This window comes from Arthrobacter sp. 49Tsu3.1M3 (assembly GCF_900168135.1).
Classification (GTDB): domain Bacteria; phylum Actinomycetota; class Actinomycetes; order Actinomycetales; family Micrococcaceae; genus Arthrobacter.
Genome location: NZ_FUZD01000004.1, coordinates 101,932 through 122,694 on the forward strand (window position 1 = coordinate 101,932; position 20,763 = coordinate 122,694).

Annotated in this window: 20 protein-coding genes; 4 read left to right on the forward strand and 16 right to left on the reverse strand. The window is 68.1% G+C overall.

What is annotated here, in order from left to right:
* Nucleotides 1-59: 59 nt before the first annotated feature.
* Nucleotides 60-269: a hypothetical protein gene (locus B5X90_RS07090; RefSeq protein WP_028278246.1), complete on the forward strand. Its 210-nt coding sequence runs from the start codon at nucleotides 60-62 to the stop codon at nucleotides 267-269.
* On the opposite strand, the gene trxA is transcribed toward B5X90_RS07090, so the two are convergent.
* From trxA to rimP, 6 genes are all read right to left on the reverse strand, one after another.
* Entirely contained in the window at nucleotides 266-694 is a 429-nt protein-coding gene (gene trxA, locus B5X90_RS07095) for a thioredoxin (protein WP_079551379.1), read from the reverse strand. The two genes, B5X90_RS07090 and trxA, sit on opposite strands and share 4 nt — an antisense overlap.
* A 320-nt stretch (nucleotides 695-1,014) precedes the next feature.
* Nucleotides 1,015-1,524 (reverse strand): 30S ribosome-binding factor RbfA, encoded by a 510-nt coding sequence (gene rbfA, locus B5X90_RS07100; protein WP_018774499.1) that lies wholly within the window; start codon nucleotides 1,522-1,524, stop codon nucleotides 1,015-1,017.
* 240 nt (nucleotides 1,525-1,764) lie between these two features.
* Complete coding sequence (gene infB / locus B5X90_RS07105; protein WP_079551381.1) at nucleotides 1,765-4,683, reverse strand: translation initiation factor IF-2; 2,919 nt, start codon at nucleotides 4,681-4,683, stop codon at nucleotides 1,765-1,767.
* A gap of 152 nt (nucleotides 4,684-4,835) precedes the next feature.
* On the reverse strand, nucleotides 4,836-5,264 hold the full coding sequence (locus tag B5X90_RS07110) for a YlxR family protein (protein ID WP_306292821.1): 429 nt from the start codon (nucleotides 5,262-5,264) through the stop codon (nucleotides 4,836-4,838).
* A gap of 168 nt (nucleotides 5,265-5,432) precedes the next feature.
* The gene (nusA, locus tag B5X90_RS07115; RefSeq protein WP_079551383.1) at nucleotides 5,433-6,413 is read right to left on the reverse strand and encodes a transcription termination factor NusA; all 981 of its coding nucleotides are present in this window, start codon (nucleotides 6,411-6,413) and stop codon (nucleotides 5,433-5,435) included.
* The gene (rimP, locus tag B5X90_RS07120) at nucleotides 6,413-7,030 is read right to left on the reverse strand and encodes a ribosome maturation factor RimP (RefSeq protein WP_018774504.1); all 618 of its coding nucleotides are present in this window, start codon (nucleotides 7,028-7,030) and stop codon (nucleotides 6,413-6,415) included. The genes nusA and rimP overlap by 1 nt, the downstream gene beginning before the upstream one ends.
* A 105-nt stretch (nucleotides 7,031-7,135) precedes the next feature.
* On the opposite strand from rimP, the gene B5X90_RS07125 reads away from it, so the two are divergent.
* From B5X90_RS07125 to B5X90_RS07135, 3 genes are all read left to right on the forward strand, one after another.
* Entirely contained in the window at nucleotides 7,136-8,380 is a 1,245-nt protein-coding gene (locus B5X90_RS07125) for a ferritin-like domain-containing protein (protein WP_256860104.1), read from the forward strand.
* A 79-nt stretch (nucleotides 8,381-8,459) separates the two neighbouring features.
* The gene (locus B5X90_RS07130) at nucleotides 8,460-9,188 is read left to right on the forward strand and encodes a VIT1/CCC1 transporter family protein (RefSeq protein WP_079551389.1); all 729 of its coding nucleotides are present in this window, start codon (nucleotides 8,460-8,462) and stop codon (nucleotides 9,186-9,188) included.
* Nucleotides 9,189-9,275: 87 nt separating this feature from the next.
* Complete coding sequence (locus B5X90_RS07135) at nucleotides 9,276-10,358, forward strand: aminoglycoside phosphotransferase family protein (protein WP_079551391.1); 1,083 nt, start codon at nucleotides 9,276-9,278, stop codon at nucleotides 10,356-10,358.
* On the opposite strand, the gene B5X90_RS07140 is transcribed toward B5X90_RS07135, so the two are convergent.
* From B5X90_RS07140 to B5X90_RS07185, 10 genes are all read right to left on the reverse strand, one after another.
* Complete coding sequence (locus B5X90_RS07140) at nucleotides 10,355-11,767, reverse strand: pyridoxal phosphate-dependent decarboxylase family protein (RefSeq protein WP_079551394.1); 1,413 nt, start codon at nucleotides 11,765-11,767, stop codon at nucleotides 10,355-10,357. The two genes, B5X90_RS07135 and B5X90_RS07140, sit on opposite strands and share 4 nt — an antisense overlap.
* Before the next feature lie 66 nt (nucleotides 11,768-11,833).
* Nucleotides 11,834-12,628, reverse strand: a complete 795-nt coding sequence (locus B5X90_RS07145; protein ID WP_079551396.1) for a sulfite exporter TauE/SafE family protein — start codon at nucleotides 12,626-12,628, stop codon at nucleotides 11,834-11,836.
* 29 nt (nucleotides 12,629-12,657) lie between these two features.
* Nucleotides 12,658-14,469 (reverse strand): proline--tRNA ligase, encoded by a 1,812-nt coding sequence (locus tag B5X90_RS07150; RefSeq protein ID WP_079551398.1) that lies wholly within the window; start codon nucleotides 14,467-14,469, stop codon nucleotides 12,658-12,660.
* Between the two features lie 459 nt (nucleotides 14,470-14,928).
* Nucleotides 14,929-15,486, reverse strand: coding sequence for a hypothetical protein (locus tag B5X90_RS07155; protein ID WP_079551401.1), 558 nt, complete (start codon nucleotides 15,484-15,486; stop codon nucleotides 14,929-14,931).
* A gap of 199 nt (nucleotides 15,487-15,685) precedes the next feature.
* A complete protein-coding gene (locus tag B5X90_RS07160; protein WP_079551717.1) occupies nucleotides 15,686-16,573 on the reverse strand; it encodes a GNAT family N-acetyltransferase in 888 nt (295 codons plus the stop codon).
* On the reverse strand, nucleotides 16,536-17,702 hold the full coding sequence (gene ispG / locus B5X90_RS07165; protein WP_028277109.1) for a flavodoxin-dependent (E)-4-hydroxy-3-methylbut-2-enyl-diphosphate synthase: 1,167 nt from the start codon (nucleotides 17,700-17,702) through the stop codon (nucleotides 16,536-16,538). Before ispG ends, B5X90_RS07160 begins: the two co-directional genes overlap by 38 nt.
* A gap of 49 nt (nucleotides 17,703-17,751) precedes the next feature.
* The gene (locus B5X90_RS07170) at nucleotides 17,752-18,042 is read right to left on the reverse strand and encodes a YciI family protein (RefSeq protein WP_079551403.1); all 291 of its coding nucleotides are present in this window, start codon (nucleotides 18,040-18,042) and stop codon (nucleotides 17,752-17,754) included.
* Between the two features lie 58 nt (nucleotides 18,043-18,100).
* Nucleotides 18,101-18,613 (reverse strand): hypothetical protein, encoded by a 513-nt coding sequence (locus B5X90_RS07175; protein ID WP_079551406.1) that lies wholly within the window; start codon nucleotides 18,611-18,613, stop codon nucleotides 18,101-18,103.
* Complete coding sequence (locus B5X90_RS07180) at nucleotides 18,610-19,299, reverse strand: MarR family transcriptional regulator (RefSeq protein WP_079551408.1); 690 nt, start codon at nucleotides 19,297-19,299, stop codon at nucleotides 18,610-18,612. Before B5X90_RS07180 ends, B5X90_RS07175 begins: the two co-directional genes overlap by 4 nt.
* 118 nt (nucleotides 19,300-19,417) lie before the next feature.
* The gene (locus tag B5X90_RS07185; protein ID WP_079551410.1) at nucleotides 19,418-20,749 is read right to left on the reverse strand and encodes a M50 family metallopeptidase; all 1,332 of its coding nucleotides are present in this window, start codon (nucleotides 20,747-20,749) and stop codon (nucleotides 19,418-19,420) included.
* Nucleotides 20,750-20,763: the final 14 nt, after the last annotated feature.

Genomic DNA, 20,763 nt, shown 5'->3' on the forward strand with positions numbered 1-20,763 from the left:
TCCTGGCGTCGGACCTGGCCCGTCAGGGCGCCGTGGATTTCCAGCCGAGGGAGTACATCGTGTGGTGGCAAGACCTGCTGTGGGGTTTCTGGAATGGGCTGACGGCATGGATCGTCCTGATCGCCCATGTATTCGGGTTCTGGAGTGAATTCCCGTTCTATAACTCCGCCCGCGCGGGGAACTGGTACGACTTCGGCTACCTCCTGGGCATGGGATCGCCCGTGCTGGGCGGCGGGCTGGGAGCCCGGGGACGCTCAAGACGCCGCTAGGCGGACAGTGCGGCGTCGAGCCAGCTGCGGAGGGCGGCCGACGGCGGCGCACCGGCCTGGCGGGCTGCCACGGCCCCGTTCTTGATGACGAGCAGCGTGGGGATGGCCTGGATATCGAACCGCCGGGACAATCCCGGGGAGGTGTCGACGTCGACCTTCACCAGCTTGAATTTTCCCGCCCGCTCCACGGCCAGCTTGTCCAGCACCGGGCTGACCATTCGGCACGGCCCGCACCACGCCGCCCAGAAATCGACGAGGACCGGAACGGTTGATTGCTCGGCGACAACAGGGAAGTCGGAGTCGGACGCCGCCACGATCCAGGCAAGGTCCTTGCGGCAATTGCCGCAGCGCGGGTGCCCGGCAACGGCCGCGGGAATCCGGTTGGTCTTCCCGCAGTGCGGGCATTTGGTCAGGCTGGACTCCACGGCCCTCCGCCACCTTTGCGCATAACTGCGGTCGTTGATGCTTCTATGTTCGCCAACCGTGGCCCGGCCGTCCACCTGCGCTTTCCATCCGTATCCCTTCCAAGTCCGGTTCCCGTCGAAGTAGTGTGCAGAACTTCACGGAACTCCCCCTGAACCAGAGCACCCAACCTGCCGGGACTGTGCCCTGCAGCTAAAGTGGTCCCCCGCCACATTCCGGCGAAGACCCCGTTAATTCCGGCCATCTCTGGATCGTTCCGAGCGGATACGACAGCAGGGGCCGGATCCGTTACCGGTTCCGGCCCCTGCTGTGGAAGGCATTCCTACTTGTTGCGGTCCTCATCGATGGCGTCGTTGTCGATGAGGTCCAGGTCCTCTTCGTCAAAGTCGTCCTCGTCGAGCTCCACGTCCTGCGGGGTGTCACTCTTGTAAGGATCGGCGTCGCCGGCGTGCTTTGCACTTTCGGCAAGCGCGGCCACCTCGGCGTCGCGCTTCTTCGCCGCCCGGAGCAGCTCCTCAAGGTTCGAGGCGTTGACGGGGATCTGGTCGGCCACGAACTCGAGCGTCGGAGTCAGCCGCACGGTGATGTTCCGCCCGACTTCCTGCCGCAGCACGCCCTTGGCCTTCTCCAGCCCCTTGGCGGCATCGGCCTGAGCCACTTCGTCACCGAACACGGTGTAGTAAACAGTCGCGTGCTGCAGGTCGTTGGTCACCCGCGAGTCGGTCACGGTGACGCCTTCCAGGCGGGGATCCTTCACCCTCCGGCCCAGCGCCTCAGCAACGACAACCTTAATCCGCTGCGCCAACTTGGCAGCCCGTGCGGGATCAGCCATTTCCACTCCTAAAAAATTTGGATGTACGACGGCGCCTGTTAGGCGGGGTCGCTCGTTTCAGTTTTCTGCCACGCACTACGGTGAGTCAACGACGGACTCCCGTTGGAATTTTTCCGGCGGCCTGGGAGTGGCATCGGGCCTGCCGAAGCTGGGCGGCAATGGATCGCAGATCCATTGCCGCCCAGCGTAGGGGCGGGGCCGCCGGAAAAATTCCGACCGCCCCACCCGCGAAGCAACACGTTAGACGCGCGGCTTCTCGCGCATCTCGAAGGTCTCGATGATGTCGCCTTCGGTGATGTCGTTGAACGAGCCAAGACCGATACCACACTCGAAGTCCGTGCGGACCTCGGTGGCGTCGTCCTTGAAGCGCTTGAGCGTCTCAACGGTGAGGTTGTCACCGATGATCTTGCCGTCGCGGCTGATGCGGGCCTTGGCGTTGCGCCGGATAACACCGGAGCGGACGATCGAGCCTGCAATGTTGCCGAACTTGGAGGAACGGAACACTTCGCGGACCTCGGCGGTGCCAAGCTGGACCTCTTCGTACTCCGGCTTGAGCATGCCCTTGAGGGCTGCCTCGATGTCATCGATTGCTGCGTAGATGACGGAGTAGAAGCGCATGTCCACGCCTTCGCGGTCTGCCAGTTCGGCAACACGCTCGGCGGGCTTGACGTTGAAGCCGATGATGACGGCGCTGTCGACCGTTGCCAGGTTGACGTCGTTCTGCGTGATCGCACCGACACCGCGGTGGATGACGCGGAGCTGGACACCCTCGCCGACGTCGATCTTGAGCAGCGCGTCTTCGAGGGCTTCAACGGCACCGGACACGTCACCCTTGAGGATGAGGTTGAGGGTGTCGATCTTGCCATCGGCGACGGCCTGGTCGAAGTCTTCCAGGCTGATGCGCTTGCGGCGCTTGGCCAGGGCGGCGTTGCGGTCGGCAGCTTCACGCTTCTCGGCGATCTGGCGGGCGGTGCGCTCGTCAGCGGTCACGAAGAAGGTGTCACCGGCGCGCGGGACGTTGGACAGACCCAGCACCTGCACGGGGCGGGACGGGCCGGCCTCGGTCAGGGCGCTGCCGTCGTCGTCGAACATCGCACGGACGCGGCCGTGGGCCGTGCCTGCCACGATGGTGTCGCCGACGTGCAGGGTACCGGACTGAACCAGGACGGTGGCCACGGAACCGCGGCCCTTGTCCAGGTTGGCTTCAATCGCGATACCGCGGGCGTCCTTGTTCGGGTTGGCGCGCATGTCCAGGGCAGCGTCTGCGGTGAGCAGAACGGCGCCGAGGAGCTCGTCGATGTTCAGGTTCTGGCGGGCAGAGACCTCAACGAACATGGTGTCGCCACCGTATTCTTCCGGAACCAGGCCGTACTCGGTCAGCTGGCCGCGGACCTTGTCCGGGTTGGCGCCTTCCTTGTCGATCTTGTTCACGGCCACGACGATCGGCACGTTGGCCGCCTGGGCGTGGTTGAGGGCTTCAACGGTCTGCGGCATGACGCCGTCGTCCGCTGCGACCACCAGGATGGCGATGTCGGTGACCTTCGCACCACGGGCACGCATGGCGGTGAACGCCTCGTGGCCCGGAGTATCGATGAAGGTGATCTTGCGATCGATGCCTTCGTGGGCGTGGGTGACCTGGTACGCACCGATGTGCTGCGTGATGCCGCCGTGCTCGCCCGCCATAACGTCGGACTTGCGGATGGCATCGAGCAGTCGGGTCTTACCGTGGTCAACGTGACCCATGACGGTGACAACCGGAGGACGTGCCTCGAGGTCTTCATCGCCTTCGGCTTCCAGTTCGGCGTCGAAGTCGATGTCGAAGGTGGAGAGCAGTTCGCGCTCCTCGTCCTCCGGGGAGACAACCTGGAGCTTGTAGCCAAGCTCCTCGCCGAGCAGGGCGAAGGTCTCTTCATCGAGCGACTGGGTGGCCGTGGCCATTTCGCCGAGGTGGAAGAGGACGGTCACCAGTGCTGCGGGGTTTGCCTCGATCTTGTCGGCAAAGTCCGTGATGGACGAGCCACGGCGAAGCCGGACTACGGTGTTGCCGTCGCCGCGGGGTACGCTCACGCCACCCAGCGACGGAGCACTCATCTGCTCCAGTTCCTGACGCTTGGCACGCTTCGATTTGCGCTGCTTGCCACGGCCTGCGCCGCCCTTACCGAAGGCTCCCTGGGTGCCGCCGCGACCGCGACCGCCCTTACCAAAGCCACCACCGGCCGGAGCGCCGCCACCGGCACCGGGAGCACCGGTACCCGGAGCGCCACCCGGACGGCCCGGACCACGGCCTCCGCCGCCGGGACGGCCGGCACCAGCGGGTGCGGGACGTTCGGTGCGGTTGGGCATCATGCCGGGAGTCGGGCGGTTGCCGCCGGCTCCTGCCGGACGACCGGCGCCGGGAGCACCGGCCGGACGCGGGGCGCCGGGGCGGGGGCCGCCTGCGCCTGCTGCCGGACGGGGACCACCCGGACGGGGGCCGCCTGCGCCTGCTGCGGGGCGCGGACCACCGGGGCGTTCACCCTCGGTGCGGCTTCCGCCCGGACGGGGCATGCCCTGGGAAGGAGCGAACGGGTTGTTGCCCGGACGCGAGGGACGTTCGTTGTCGCCGCCGCGGCCGCGGGGCATGCCCTGGGACGTGGCGAACGGGTTGTTGCCGGGACGGGGACCGCCCGGACGCGGTGCAGAACCACCCTGGCGTGCCGGAGCAGCCGGGGTTTCAGCCTTAGGGGCCGGGCGCGCGCCGGGCTTGACGCCCGTCGACGGAGCGGCCGGGGCTTGGGCAGCGGGGGCTGCCGGAGCCTGGGCGGCGGGGGCGGCCGGAGCGGCGGGCGCGGCGGCAGGTGCCGCAGCGGCCGGAGCCGGAGCTTCAGCCTTGGGCTCTGCAGCCTTGGGCTCTGCAGCCTTGGGCGCAGCGGGGCCAGGCGCGGGCGCCGGACGGTTCGCTGCCGGGCTGGCAGATGCCTGGGGGGCGGACGCCGGAGCTTCAGACTTCGAAGCTGCGGGGGCGTCGGGGAAAGCGTTGCGCAGTTTCCGCACAACGGGAGCCTCGATTGTTGACGAGGCGGAGCGAACGAATTCGCCCAGTTCCTGCAGTTTGGTTACTGCATCTTTGGAAGTAATACCGAGCTCTTTAGCAAGCTCATGTACGCGGACCTTGGCCACATTTCTCCTGTCTCGGTCCGCACCGAGCCAGGCACGAACCGTCTACTTCTTACTGCGGGCCTCCGCCGCGAATGCAGCTGAAAGGCCCATTGCAGAGCGCAACAAAGTTGTCATCGTTGCGCACTCATCGCTGGGAACTCATCGGGTTTCCATCAGTTTTCTGACCCGCTTTCAGGTTGGACGGTTGTTGCTGCGGCCACCGGGGTGCCCACGGCTTCCGTGCCGGCAGTGATCCGGCGTTCAACATCGGCTGTACCGGCTGCGCCGTTGAGGGCGCGGCCGAACGCTCGACGTTTGACCGCCAGTGCCAGGCACTTTTCGCTGGGGTGCAGCCATGCTCCCCGGCCAGCCATCCGGCGTCGTTCATCCACCACGACGGCGGACGAACCACCGGCGCCGGCGACGAGCCGGAGTAACTCCGACCGCGACCCTTTTTGTCGGCATCCGATACAGGTGCGCTGCGGCTGATTCCCGAGGTGTTGCACATGTGCCACGTTCGAGTATCTTCCTGCCAGTACAACTGCTTGGTGAATCACCGCGTCCCGGGAATCCGGGAAAACCCAGACGCGCCAAAGACACACGGATACCGGCCGTGAGGCGCGGTCATGTCTATTCTAGCCCCTCCGGCGCCCGGGTCCCGAACCCAGGCATGCCGGTCGGCTTGGAAATCACGGCCAACCCGTGAGAGCGCACACAGGCTGCGGGCCGCGATGGCGGCCCGCAGCCTGTTGGTGTGGAGGCGCCCCGCGCTATTTGCCGGTGTTGACGGCGGCGTCGGAGACGATGTCGATTCGCCATCCCGTGAGCTTGGCGGCGAGGCGGGCGTTCTGGCCCTCTTTGCCGATGGCGAGGGAGAGCTGGTAGTCGGGAACGACCACCCGGGCCGAACGCGTCGCCTCGTCGGTGATTGTGACCGAATTCACGCGCGACGGCGAGAGGGCGCTGGCGATGAAGGTCGCCGGATCGTCGTTGTAGTCAACGATGTCGATCTTCTCGTCGTTCAGTTCTGTCATGACCGCCCGGACACGCGAACCCATTTCACCGATGCAGGCACCCTTGGCGTTTACGCCGGGGGTGTTTGCCTTCACGGCGATCTTGGTGCGGTGGCCGGCTTCGCGGGCAAGCGCCACGATTTCGACCGAGCGGTCCGCGATCTCGGGTACTTCGAGTTCGAAGAGCTTCCGGACGAGCCCGGGGTGGGAGCGGGACAGCGTGATGGACGGGCCCTTGGTGCCGCGGTGGACGTCGATCACGAAGGCGCGCAGCCGGTTGCCGTGGGTGTACTTCTCGCCGGGAACCTGCTCGGGCGGCGGCAGCAGTGCCTCCACCGTGCCCAGGTTCACCTGGATCATGTGCGGGTTGTTGCCCTGCTGGATGGTGCCGGCGACAAGCTCACCTTCGCGGCCCTTGAACTGACCAAGCACGTTGTCGTCCTCAGCGTCCCGGAGGCGCTGCAGAATGATCTGCCGTGCGGTGCTCGCCGCGATGCGGCCGAAGCCCGCGGGGGTGTCCTCGAACTCGCCGATCGGGGCGCCGTCGTCGTCGATCTCGGTGGCCCAGATGGTCACGTGGCCGCTCTTGCGGTCGAGCTCGGCCCGGGCCTTTTCGAAGGCGCCGGGGGTCTTGTGGTAGGCCACCAGCAGTGCCTGCTCGATGGTTGGAATCAGGAGATCCAGCGGGATTTCACGCTCACGCTCCAGGAGTCTCAGTGCGCTCATGTCAATATCCATCAGGCCTCCTCAGAAGGTCCATTGTTTGCTTTTTCCAAGCCGGCCTCTTCGAGGTGGCTGAACTCTATCTCGACTTTTCCGCTGCGGATCCTGTCGAAAGGAAGCTTGACGGGTTCACCCTGTTTGGGCTTCATGCCCTTCTTGACGGCAATTTCCGGAACGATGGTGACTCCCCCATCGTCCACGGACTGGACCCTGCCGGTGACGTTGTCGCCCTGGATCACGTTCACGTTGACCATCCGCCCGCGGGCGCGGTGCCAGTGCCGCTCCTCTGTCAGTGGACGGCCGACGCCGGGTGAAGAGACTTCGAGCTCATAGGGGCGCGCGTCCATGCTGGGGTCGTTGTCCAGGGTGTCCGAGAGGGTCTTGGAGATCTCGGCGATGACGTCGAGCCCGACGCCCCCGGTCTCCTCCTGCGGCAGGTCCACCACTACGTGGACCACCCGGTTGGCGCCGGCGACATGGATGGATACGTCCTCCAGGTACAGCCGGTTCGCCAGCACTGCGGGTTCCAGGAGTGCGTGAAGGCGCTCGGCCTCGACATTTTGAACGGTTGCGGCTTCAGCCTTTCCCGTCCCGGTCCGGTCTGTTGAAGTCGTGGCTTCTGCGTTGGTCATGATGCCGGCCGCCTCCCGCTAGATGATGTTGTGTGTACTAGCCTAGCGATTTTCCGGGCGGCGTGGTGCACGCAGTTCCGGGCCGGCATGACAACATGGTCTGTTGTGAAAGACGACACCAGGGAAAAGCGATGGCAGGATCACTTTCCCCGGTCGCTCGCCCGCTATGTGCTTTTGGCGTGCCTCGCCCTGGTGGTGGTGAGCCTGGGCGTGGTCCTGACGCCGGCCCGGCCGCCGGAGCCCGCGGCGCCGCCCTTTTCGGAGCAGGCGCGCGCCGCCGCACTGGCAGAAACCCGGCAACTGCTGAACGCCGGCAGCCAGCTTGGCACCGCGGCCCGGACCGGATCAAAAGACAGCCCGGCGGAGGACGCGGATGGCCGTCCGGCCGCTGCCGGGAATCCCGCCATCGAGCGGACTGTGACCTTGCTGACACTCCAGGCGCAAGCGCTGCTGGCGCCAGGAGAAAGTCCTGCGGACGCGGCCGGCGCGGCTTCCGCCTCCGCCCGGGCAACACCCCAGGCAGCGTCCTCCGCCGCATCGTCTCCGTCCGCTTCCGGAGCGCCGGGCGCCGGGGCGTCCGCCGCACCCGTGCCGGTGACCGCAGCCGGGCTGGTGGCGGCCTTGGCAGGCAGCGGCCGCCAGCGCCTCGCGGACGCTGCCGTGGCCGACGGCGGCATGGCACGGCTGTTGGCGGCCGTCGGCACCGCGCAGCTGCTGCAGGCGTCCGCCCTCGCCGCCGGCACCGGAACGGCGGCGCCGGCAGCCGACGTAACCTCGTCCCCGGTGTCCGGCACCTGCCCGTCGCCGTCCGCGACGGCGCCTTCCACAGGGGGTCAGGCCGCAGCAGAACCGTCCACAGCAGCGCAGAATGAAGCAGAGCCATCCGCGGCCGCATCCAGCCTCGGCGGCGCCCTGGCATCGGCTGCGCGGACCGAGGCGCAGACCATCTACGGCTACCAGGTGGCGCTGACCCGGCTCGACGGCGACGCGGCGAAATCCGCGGCCGAGGAACTGGCCCATCATGACGCACTCCTGGGCGCCGTGGAATCCCTGAGCCGGCTGCACTGTTCCGCGGTCCCGCCACGCGAGGCGGGCTACACGCTGGAACCGTCCTTCCTGGCCTCCCCCGCCGCCGGGCTCGGCGGCCTGGAAGCCGCCGCCCTGCCGGTTTATGGCGACCTCGTGGCGCTGAGTGAGGGCGGGACCCGGCAGTGGGCCATCGCTGCCCTGTTCGGGTCTGCGAAGCGGGCGGTGCAGTGGGGTGCGGATCCCGGCGCCCTGCCGGGCCTGGACCGGGCCTCGATGCCGACCCGGCCGGCGGGTGAAACGCCGTCGCAGCCCGCAGGCTGAACGCCGGAGCAAGCCTCGGCTAATTTTGGTAAGCCTTGGAATACTGGCAAGGCACCGGCCCGGATGGTTTGCTGTACGCATGGACACGACCGGCCCCGCAACCCTTCATGAGAACGAGCCCCACCACAACGACCTCGCGCACCGCCTCAATTGGCTCCGTGCGGGTGTCCTGGGGGCAAACGACGGCATCGTCTCTGTCGCCGCGATCGTCGTCGGCGTCGCCAGCGCCACCCCCGACACCGGACCGATCCTGATCGCGGGCGCGGCAGGGGTGGTGGGCGGCGCTATTTCGATGGCGCTGGGTGAATATGTCTCCGTCAGCAGCCAGAAAGACAGCCAGCACGCCTTGATTGAAAAGGAGCGCCGGGAGCTGGCGGAACAGCCGGAGGAAGAGCTCGAGGAACTCGCGGCGATCTACCAGGGCAAAGGCCTTAGCCCCGCGACGGCACGGACGGTGGCCAAGGAACTCACGGCGCACGATGCCCTCGGCGCCCACCTCTCGGCTGAACTCAACATTGACGAGACCGACATCGTGAGTCCGTGGCACGCGGCGTTCGCTTCTGCCATCGCGTTCCTCGCCGGTGCAGTCCTGCCCATGCTGGCCATTCTGCTGCCGCCTGAAAGCATCAGGATCCCGCTGACCTTCGTGGCCGTGCTTGTGGCGCTGGCGGCCACCGGCGCCGTGGGCGCGTGGATTGGCGGCGGCTCAAAGCTCAAGGCAGCCATCCGCGTGGTGATTGGCGGCGCCCTGGCGCTGGTGGCCACGTTCGCAATCGGCAACGCGCTAGGCGCGAGCGGCATCGTCTAAGGGCACCCGGGTCGCAGAGGAACCATCCGTGGCCCGTCTGGGGCCCGCCAACGCGGCGGCGACCCCTCCGGCCCTACGATAGGTCCCGTGAACGCGATCCCAGACGTCCCCATCCCGCCTGATCTTTCCCGCCGGTACGCCCGTACCCCTGCGGGACGCACGTGGCTGGCGTCACTTCCTGGCCTGATCGGGCAGTTCCTCGACCAGTGGGACCTGGAGCCGGATCTGGAACCGGGTGCCGTTCCCTGGAACGGACACGGCGGCGTCGTCATTCCGGTGCGGCGCCGGGATGGGCCGGGGTCCCCGGGCAAGGGCGAGGCAGCCGTGCTGAAGCTGGCTTTTCCGCATGAGGAGGCCACCCGGGAACACCACGCCCTCGCCCTCTGGGGAGGCCACGGCGCCGTCAGGCTGCTGGCCGCCGACGCCGGTTCCTGCGCCCTGCTACTGGAGCGCCTGGACGCCTGCCGCTCCCTCCTGGATGTCCCGTTGGACACGGCGGTGACCGTCTGGGGCGGCGTGGTCCGCCAGCTCAGCGTGGTCCCGGACGGCCGCCCGGAGTGGCGGGAAATCGACCACGTGGCGGCGCGGGCCGAGCAGTGGAGCGATGAATTCCCGGAGGCGTGGGAACACCTAGGCCGGCCGTTCCCCCGCTGGCTGCTCGAGGCGGCGCTGGAGGTCTGCCAGACCCGCGGCGCCGTCGGCCGGCGGTCCGGCAAGGACGTCCTGGTCCACGCGGACCTGCATTACCTGAACGTCCTGGCCCGGCCCGGCGTCCCGGAGCCGGCAACCCGGAACCAACCACCGGCGGGGCCGGAAGAGTACGCTGCGATCGATCCCCAGCCCATGATCGGCGAGGCGGAGTTCGCCGTGGCCCCGGTGCTGTGGAACAGGATCCGGGAACTGCCCCAGCACGATCCCGGGCGGGCGCTGCTCGCGCGGTGCGCGGATTTCAGTGCCGCAGCCGGTCTCGACGCCGAGGCCGCCCGGCAGTGGAGCCTGGCACGTGAGGTCGGGAACGCCCTCTGGTATGCCTCGCTGCGTCACCACGACGGCGATCTGGCCCGATCGCTGTGGGTGGCGAGCACGCTGGCCGGCCGGACGCTTCCCGGCCTGCCCGCGCCGCAGGAGCTGCCGGTGCCCGGGGAAGCCGGCGGGATGGCCGGCGGCTAGCCCCGCACGGCCGCCAGAGCGTCGCGGACGGCGTCGACGGCGACTCTGACATCGGCGTCGTCCGTGCTCCAGTTGCTCACCGAAATCCGCAGGATATCGCGGTCCTGCCAGCGGGACCCGGACATCCAGACCCGGCCATCGCCCATGACCCTCTCCGTCACGGCCCGGGTCACGGCGTCGTCGCCAAACGCCAGGGACACCTGGGTGTAGTCGACGTCGTTGAGCACCTCCACGCCGTCCAGCGCCGCGAGCTGGTCGGCCAGCTGCGCGGCCCGGTGCACGAGCGTGCGGACCTGGCCGGCGACGCCGTCGCGGCCCAGCGATTTCAGCGCCGCCCACACCGGCACGCCGCGGGCCCGGCGGGAGAGCTCGGGCACTCTTTCGGACGGGTCCCCGGCGCCGTCCGCGGCCTGGATCAGGTAGCTGGCGTGCAGCCCCATTGCCGACCGCAGGGCCTGGGCGTCGCGCACGATCACGATCCCGCAGTCGTAGGGGACATTGAGGGTCTTGTGCGCATCTGTGCCCCACGAATCGGCCAGGCCGAGTCCCGCGGTCAGGGCGGACAGTTCGGGCACGGCGGCCGCCCAGAGCCCGAACGCCCCGTCCACGTGGACCCAGGCGCCGTGCGCCTTCGCGACGGCGATGGCCTCGGCGAAGGGGTCGAAGGCACCCGAATGCAGGTTGCCGGCCTGCAGGCACACAAGCGCCGGGGCGGGGCGGGCGCCCTCCCCCGCGCTGAACGCAAGGTCCAGGGCGCAGTCCAGCTCGGCCGGGATGATGCGCCCCTGGCGGTCGGAAGGCACTACGGTGGGGTGCCCGAGGCCCAGATAGCGCAGGCCGAGGTCGATCGTTTCGTGGCGCTCCTGGCCCACGAAGCAGCGGATCCGGGGCGCACCGGCGAGCCCGTCGCCGTCGAGGTCCCAGCCCGCATCGGCCATGAGCCGCCAGCGGGCGGCGGCGAGCCCGGTGAAGTTGGCCATGGTGGCGCCCGTGGCAAAGCCGACGTCGGACTCCTCGGGCAGGCCCAGCAGCTCAAGGATCCATTTGCCGGCGGCTTCCTCGATCGCGGCGGTGGCGGGCGTGGCGAAGCGAAGCCCCGTATTTTGGTCCCAGGCGCTGAGCAGCCAGTCCGCGGCCAGGGCGGCCGGCAGTGTGCCGCCAATGACCCAGCCGAAGAACCGCCCGGACGGCATGGCCATCAGCCCGGGTTCGGCCTTGGCCGCGAGATAGTCCACCACCTCCGCGGCCGGCATCCCCTGTGGGGGCAGCGGGCCGCCGAAGTCGGCCGCGAGCTCGGCCGCCGTGGCCTGTGGTCCGATCCGGCGTGTTTCCTGGCTCTCGAGCCACCGGCGTGCGTGCCCGGCCGCGGCGTCGAGGGCATCCCGGTAGCGTTCCTCACGTGCCGACATAGCTGCATGCTACGCCCGCGACCAGCGGACCGGGAGTCCCATGCCGGTCTTCCCGGCCGAGGCGGCTCAGGACAGGTTGTCCTGCCAGACGTCGGAACCGAGCTTGATGATCAGCGCGCCTACCACCACCAGGAACACGATCCGGATGAACTTGCTCCCCTGCCGGACCGCAGTCCGGGCACCGAGGTAGCCGCCGGCCATGTTCGCCATGCCCAGCAGCAGCCCGAGCCCCCACAGCACGGCGCCGTGCGGCACGAAGAACAGCAGGGCACCGGCGTTGGTGGCCACGTTCACGATCTTGGCCTTGGCGCTGGCCTCCAGGAAGGCGTAACCCATGGCCGAGACGAGGGCGATGATCAGGAACGATCCGGTGCCGGGACCGATCAGGCCGTCGTAGAAGCCGATCACGCCGCCGATCAGGCAGGCCACCACGTAGTGCCGGTGCCCCTCATGGCGCAGTTTGGTCAGCTGACCGATGCCGGGCTGGAAGGCGGTGAAAAGCGCGACGGCGATCAGCGCCAGCACGATGATCGGCTTGAACACGCTGGCCGGCAGGTTGGCGGCCAGCGCCGCACCGCCGTAGCTGCCCGCCAGCGCGATCGCTGCCATGGGCAGCGCGGTGCGCAGATCGGGCCGGACGCGGCGGTAGTACGTGGCCGCGCTGGTGCTGGTGCCGAAGATGGAGCCCATCTTGTTGGTCGCCAGCGCCTGGACCGGGCTGATGCCCGGCACCAGGAGCATGGCCGGGAGCTGGATGAGCCCGCCGCCGCCGACGACGGCGTCGACCCAGCCCGCTGCCAGGCCGGCCACGACAATCAGGATGACAGTTCCGAGCTGGATCGATTCGAGTCCGGAGACCATTACCTAGTGCGGCCCGGGACGGCGCGGCATCAGCTGTTGCGCACGGCGTTGACCACATAGTCAACAGCCTTGTCAACGGCTACATTCTCGGCATTGCCGCTGCGGCGGTCCTTGATCTCCACGACGCCGTCCACGAGTCCGCGCCCGACGGCGAGGATGGTGGGGACGCCGACGAGTTCGGCGTCGCCGAACTTCACGCCAGGGGAAACCTTGGGGCGGTCATCGTAGATGACGTCGAGGCCGGCAGCCTCGAGCTCCAGGGACAGTTTTTCGGCGGCGGCGAAGATTTCCTCGCCGCGGCCCACGGCCACAACGTGGACGTCGGCGGGGGCGACGGCGCGCGGCCAGACCAGGCCCCGGTCGTCATGGTTGGACTCGGCCAGGGCCGCCACGGCGCGGGTGACACCGACGCCGTAGGAGCCCATGGTCACCACCACCTGCTTGCCGTTCTGGTCCAGGACTTTCAGGTCCAGGGCGGCGGCGTACTTCCGGCCGAGCTGGAAGATGTGGCCCATTTCGATGCCGCGGGCGGTTTCGAGGGGACCGGAACCGTCGGGAGCCTCGTCGCCGGCGCGCACCTCGGTGCACTCGATGACGCCGTCCCAGCCGAAGTCGCGTCCGGCCACGAGGCCGAAGACGTGCTTGCCGGCCTCGTTGGCCCCGGTGACCCAGGCGGAGCCGCTGACGACGCGGGGATCGACGAGGTAGAGCAGCTTTGCGGCGCCCTCGCTGCCCAGCAGCGGCGCATCCAGGGACATGCCGGGGCCGAGGTAGCCCTTGACGATCAGGGGCTGCTTCTTGAGGTCGTCCTCATTGGCGGCTTCGAGCGTGATCTCGCCGGCAATCGGCAGGAAGGACCCGATGTTCGCCTCGACGCGCTTGAGGTCCACGCCGCGGTCGCCGGGGAGGCCGATGACCACGATCTGGCGTTCGCCGGTGGGCGGCGTCACTGCGAGGACCACGTTCTTGAGCGTGTCGGCGGCGGTCCAGGGACCGCCGCCGGCCTCTGCGCGCGGAACCAGGACGTTGGCCGCGTCCACGAGGGTTTCGATGGTGGGGGTATCCGGGGTGTCCTTGACTTCGGCGGCCGGGGCGTCGCTGAAGTCGATGTCCGCGGGGACCACTGTGGTGACGGCCTCGACGTTGGCCGCGTAGCCGCCGGCCGAGCGCACGAAGGTGTCCTCACCGATCTCGGTGGGGTGCAGGAATTCCTCGCTCTTGGATCCGCCCATGGCACCGGCGGTGGCGGCAACCGGAATCACTTCGAGGCCGAGGCGCTCGAAGATCTTCAGGTACGCGCCGCGGTGGGCGGCGTAGCTGTTGTCCAGGCCGGCGTCGTCGACGTCGAAGGAGTAGGAGTCCTTCATGATGAATTCGCGGCCGCGCAGCAGGCCTGCGCGGGGACGCGCCTCGTCGCGGTACTTGTTCTGGATCTGGTAGATGCTCAGCGGCAGGTCCTTGTACGAGGAGTACAGGTCCTTGACCAGGAGGGTGAACATTTCCTCGTGGGTGGGGGCCAGAAGGTAGTCGTTGCCCTTGCGGTCCTTGAGCCGGAAGATGCCCTCGCCGTATTCGGTCCAGCGGTTCGTGGCCTCGTAGGGTTCCTTGGGCAGCAGCGCCGGGAAGTGGACTTCCTGGGCCCCGATGGCGGTCATTTCCTCGCGGATGACCTGCTCCACCTTGCGCAGCACGCTCAGCCCCAGCGGCAGCCAGGTGTAGATGCCGGGCGCGGCCCGCCGGATGTAGCCGGCGCGGACCAGGAGCCGGTGGCTGGCCACCTCGGCGTCGGCGGGATCTTCGCGCAGGGTGCGCAGGAACAGCTTGGAGAGTCGAAGGACCACAGGTGGGGTATCCGTTTCTGGGGAAGTGCGGGCAAAGCCGGGAAAAGCATCTAGGTACTAATCTACCGTCCAGAGCGCACCGCTTTGCCGCGCCGGCCCTGCTGCGCCCCCCCGCTGCCGCCCCGTGTCTCCCCCGCTTAACCCGGCTTCTGCGGAGCGCGGCGCATGGAAGAGCCACGCCATAACTGATGGAAGCCCCTGGCCGTTTCCGGCTGGTCATCCCGTCATGGCGTGGCTCCCGTGGCCCCAGCACCCCCAGATCTCAGGCTGCGAGCTACTTGGTGTCGCCTCCAGGCGTCGCCTTCCCCGGAATTTATACCGAGGTATAGACAGCAGGATGTGCGCGCCTGTGCGACACGGCTAGGTCGAACCTATGTGACATAGGGTCCGGAATCAATAGTCTGCAACCGGATATTTTGGTCATGTCGTTGTGGGTCCTCTGCGCGGCAGCAAATCGGGCTACTTCCCGACGAGCGCCGCGGCCTGATCCAGTAATTTTCCGGCCCGGGAGATGGCATCGGCCTCGCTGCCGCCACCCACCGCACTGACGGTGATGAGAACGCTGTCCTGGATCACCTGTCCGGTGATCGCGGACTGCTTCCGGCCGCCCGGCAGGGAGGTGTCCGTCCGGTACGCGACGGTGCCCGGGGTTGAGCCGAATCCGGCCAGCTTTGTCAGTTTGAGGTCCACTTTGGTGCCATTGGTCGTGAATGAAAGGGCTGAGCACTTATCGAAGTCCCCGCCCTGGGCGATTCCCTTCTCGAGGAGCCTGGCGTCAGCCCGGAACGCCAGGGAGACACCCGTGGAAGCGCCCGTCGCGGCATCTTGGGCCACCCCCGCCGCGACCGCTGTGCCCTCGGTCGGGGCTGCCTGACCGCCAAGGGCCAAAGCTGCGCACTCCGCGGGTTCCACCGAGATCGATGCCAGCAAGGACTTTGCCTGTTCAACCGACTTCTTGAGGTCGGCAAGCGGCATCACGGTGAGCGGCTTGCCCTGCGCATCCTTCAACTGTGCCACGAGGGCCGTCAGTTCATCGCTCGTGTAAGCCTTGGCTTGCGTCTGGGTGGGAGCAGGCGTCGTGGTCGCGCTGGGAACGTGCTTGCTGCCTGGGCTTGCGCACGCCCCAGGCAAGGAGCGCCGAGGCCCCGAAAATGCGCAGCACTGATGTCTTCATGTGTCCCCCAAAAAAACTAGACCGGCAGCCGGCATTTGCCCGCTAAAAGAGCACTGTAGCGAACGTGCCCACCTGGCGAAAGCCCACCCGATCGTAGGTGGCGCGCGCCTTGGCGTTGAACCCGTTGACGTACAGGCTGGTCACCGGCGCGAGGGTCTGGGCGAGGACGACGACGGCGGCCATGTAGCCCGCGCTCAGTCCCAGTCCGCGGAACTCGGGATTCATCCATACGCCCTGGACCTGGGTCACTTCCGGCGTGACGGCGCCGAGTTCGGCCTTGAAGACCACATCGCCGGCGGCGTTCACGTGCACGAGGGAATGGCCCTGGCGGATGAGGCTCTTGACGCGCCGGCTGTAATACTCCCGGCCGCCGAGGTAGGGCGAGTAGCCCACTTCTTCCTCAAACATTGCGGCGCAAGCGGGCAGGATCTTGTCGAAGTCAGCCAGCTGGCCAAAGCCGAGCGCGGGCTCGGGCCGGACAGCGGGCGGGCCCGAGATCGTCAGGAGGGGCTGGTGGTCCCGGACTTCGTGGGCGGTCTGGCCGAGCTGCTCCAGCGCCGCGTAGAGAGCCAGGACAGTTTCCGCGGGGCCAAAGATCGAGGCGTAACGGCGCCCGGAGCGGTGCGCGGCCATCGCAATGAGGCCGGCAAGCTCGGGCGCCAGCTCGATCGGCACCAGGTTGGCGCCGGCCCAGCAGGCACCGAGGAGGGAGCCGCCGTCGAACACGCCAAAAATGCTGGCGCCCCCGGCCGTGGGAGACGCCGTACCGGCGGTCTCCAGGTGCGAGAGGATGAAGACATTGGCGACGGCGTCCCGGTGCGCCAGCGCCAGCAGCTGTCCGGTGTCCGCGCCGCCAAGGACCCGGACGACGACGCCGGGAGCGGCGTCGTCCTTACGAGACGCTAACCACGGGGCTACCCTTGACAGCATCTTCGCCATCGGCGTCCCCCATCTCTTCTGCGATACGCATGGCTTCTTCGATCAGTGTCTCAACAATCTGATCCTCCGGGACAGTCTTGATGACCTCGCCCCTGACAAAGATCTGGCCCTTGCCGTTGCCGGAGGCAACCCCGAGATCGGCCTCGCGGGCCTCGCCGGGACCATTGACCACGCAGCCCATCACTGCCACGCGCAGCGGGACCTCCATCCCTTCCAGGCCAGCGGTGACCTGCTCAGCGAGCGTGTACACGTCCACCTGGGCACGGCCACAGGACGGGCAGGAGACGATTTCCAGCTTGCGGGGGCGCAGGTTGAGCGACTGCAGGATCTGGTTGCCCACCTTGATCTCCTCGACCGGCGGGGCCGAGAGGGAGACGCGGATGGTGTCGCCGATCCCGCGGGAGAGCAGGGCGCCAAACGCCGTGGCGGACTTGATGGTGCCCTGGAAGGCCGGACCGGCCTCGGTGACGCCGAGGTGCAGTGGCCAGTCGCCCTTTTCGGCCAGCATCTCGTAGGCGGCAACCATGATGACCGGGTCGTTGTGCTTGACGGAGATCTTGAAGTCGTGGAAACCGTGCTCCTCGAAGAGCGAAGCCTCCCAGACGGCGGATTCCACGAGGGCTTCCGGGGTGGCCTTGCCGTATTTCTTCATGATGCCCGGTTCCAGGGATCCGGCGTTGACGCCGATCCGGATGGAGGTGCCGTGGTCCTTGGCGGCGCGGGCGATCTCCTTGACCTGGTCATCGAACTTGCGGATGTTGCCCGGGTTCACGCGCACGGCGGCGCAGCCGGCCTCGATCGCGGCGAAGACGTACTTCGGCTGGAAGTGGATGTCCGCGATCACCGGGATCTGGGACTTCTTGGCGATGATCGGCAGCGCCTCGGCGTCATCGGCCGACGGGCAGGCGACGCGCACGATGTCGCAGCCGGAGGCCGTGAGTTCCGCGATCTGCTGCAAGGTGGCGTTGATGTCGGTCGTCGGCGTCGTGGTCATCGACTGGACGCTGATGGGCGAATCGGAGCCGACGCCGACTGATCCCACCTTGATCTGGCGCGTCTTGCGGCGGGGGGCAAGAACGGGGGGCGGTGCTGACGGCATTCCCAGGCTGACCGAGGTCACATGGACTCCCTTTTAGAATTCGAAGTTGCGAAGGTGCGGGCGGGACGGGCTAGGCGTGCTCGGCCAGAAGACCGGTCAGCGGCGCCCACACGGTGGTGCGGGTGCCCGAGATGGCACCGGCGGCTGCGAAGGGGTCCTGCCGCAGAAGGTCATTCAAGGCCGCCTCATCGGCGGCCTTGAAGATGAGCAGCGCGCCTGCACCGTCGCCGTAGGGGCCGCTGGCCAGCAGGGCGCCTTCACGGGCAAGATCCGCGGTCCATTCGCGGTGTGCCGGGCGGCTGGCATCGCGGACCTCGGATGATTCGGCGTCGTACACGTACTCCACAGCAAAAACAGTCATATGGATACACTATCGCCCCGTTTGCCCGGTTCCCATCCGGAGGCGCCGGGGCGCGCGGTCAGCCGAGGAAGAGGACCTTGGCCAGGGCGGCGACACCGGCTGCCCAGAGCATGGAGGTGAGGGTTCCGATGATGAACCGCTCGGCGGCCACCGGGGTGGCTTTCAACTCGGCAAACCGGCCGAGGCCCTTGATCGCCACGACGTAGGCGATGGCGACGGGCTGGCCGGCCAGGATCGCCAGGCACACGGCGAACCGTTCCAGGATGCCGATAATGGCGCCGCCGCGCAGGATGCGAACGCTGCTGACGGTCTCGGCGGCGGGCGTGGTGGACGCCGCTGCCGGGGCTGGCGCTGGGCCGTCCGGCGCGGCCGGCTCCGGGGCCGCCTGGAGGTCGGGGTCCGTGGTGGAGTCGGCGGCGGGGTCCTCAGCCGCGTCCCCGCCGGCAGCGGCGCCGCTTCCGGCGTCGGCCCGGTCATCAATGGTGCGGGCGAGACGGAACACCCAGGCAGTGACCGGCCAGCCGACGAATCCTGCGGTGAGCAGGGCCAGCGTGATCCAGAGGGCGTTCACTTCTCTCCTTCGGTGCAGTCGTGGGCGAGGGTCAGCAGCAGTTCTGCGGCCGGCCTCGCGGCCCATTCTTCCTGCCAGCCCGAGCGGAGGACTGCGCGGCTCACCGACTGCTCCGTGATTCCGAGTTTCTGTGCTGCGATTTTTTGGCTGCCGTGGGTTCCGTGGGTGTCGTGCCGCACCGAGCGCAGCACGTCCACCACCTTCCATTGCGCCGCGGTCCGGTCCTGGACCAGGCGACCAATCAGCCGGAGCACCGCCTCCGCATTGGCGCAGGCCCTGGCCCCCTGGGACCCGCTTGCGCCGTCCGCGGCCGTGGTTGCTGCATTTGCCCGACGGCGGTCCCGGCCGGCAACCACGGCGAGGGGAACATGGGCGGCCGCCCCCTTGGCCCGATCGACGGCGGCCCGGGCCGCCACGAACGCGGGGCCGGAGCCTTCGCGCGGGCTGGCGGGCAGCGGCAGGTCCACCTCCCCCACCCCGATCCCGACATACCAGCGGCCGCTGCGCAGGGCGTGCAGGGCAATCTCCACCACCTCGTCGGCCCGTTCCACGACGCCCTGGACCTCGTCGCCCACCGAACGCTCGAAGCGCCCCGCGGTGGAGAGTGCGCTGAGCCCCTCCAGGAGGCCGGGGACCCGGTCGATGTCGCCCGTACTGCCGCGCTGGTCGATTGTCATGACGTACATGACCCCAGCCTAGGGAGGTGATCCGGAATAATCAACCATTTTCAACTGATTATTTAAAATCAGCCGAAATAGGCTTATGGACTGTAGTCAGCGGAATTTGGCTGAAATGCCAGCCGGGCTATCCGAAGAGGTTGACCGGCTTGACGATGTCGGCGTAGATCAGCAGCGCGCCCATGCCCATCAGCAGCACCGCCACCACATACGTCACGGGCAGCAGCTTGGCGATGTCGAAGGCGCCGGGATCCGGGCGGCCGAACAGCTTGGCGATCTGGCGGCGGGCCCCCTCGTACAGCGCGCCCGCGATGTGGCCGCCGTCGAGCGGCAACAGCGGAATGAGGTTGAAGACGGCCAGGGCGAAGTTGAGTCCGGCCAGCAAACCCACCAGGGCCGCGAAGCGGGACTGCAGCGGGACCTCCTCCATCGCGGCGACCTCGCCGGCCACGCGGCCCACGCCCACCACGCTGATGGGGCCGTTGGGATCCCGGGGTTCCTCGCTGAAGGCTGCCTTGGCCACGCCGGCCACGCGCTCCGGCAGGTTCACCACCACACCGGCGACCTGCTTGATGTTCTCCCCCGCCATGGGCAGCACGGCCGACGCCGGCCGCTGCACGAGTGCCGTCTGGGCGCCGATGCCCAGGAAGCCGACGTTCTGGTACTGCAGGCTTCCGTCAGCGGCCTTGGCCTGACGGCCGTCCGGACCGAGAACCGGGCGGGATGAGAGCACGGGGGTGACGGTCGTCGAGACGGTGGCGCCGCCGCGCTCCACGGTGATGCTCACCTCCCGGCCCGCCGAGGCGCGGATCCAGCCGGTGAGTTCGTCCCAACCGGTGACGGCCTTGCCGTCGAAGGAGGTGATGGTGTCGTTCGGCAACAGGCCCGCGGCCGCGGCCGGGGTGGGCTTGCAGGCGGCGGAGTCCGGGTCCACGGTCTCGCCGGCCTTGACCTGGCACTTGGAGACGTCAGCGATCGTGGTGGTCTGGCTGGCGGTGCCGAATCCCATCAGCAGCACCGCGGTCAGCACGACGCCGATCAGCAGGTTCATCGCTGGCCCGCCGAGCATGATGATGATCTTTTTCCAGACCGGCAGCCGGTAGAAGACCCGGGTTTCGTCGCCGGGGCCGATTTCCTCGTGGGCCAGGGAGCGGGCGTCGGATGCCAGCGACTGGAACATCCCGGTGCTGGAGGTGCGGACGGTGCCGTCTTCCTTGTTCGGCGGGTACATCCCGATCATGGACACGTAGCCGCCCAGCGGGATGGCCTTGAGGCCGTACTCGGTTTCGCCCCTTTTCTTCGACCATACGGTGGGTCCGAACCCGATCATGTACTTGGTCACGCGGACCTTGAAGAGCTTGGCCGGGAGCAGGTGCCCGACTTCGTGCAGGGCAATGGACACGGCGATGCCGATCGCCACAAAGACGACACCGAGGACAAAGAGGAGGACGGGGCTCATACTGTGATCTGCTG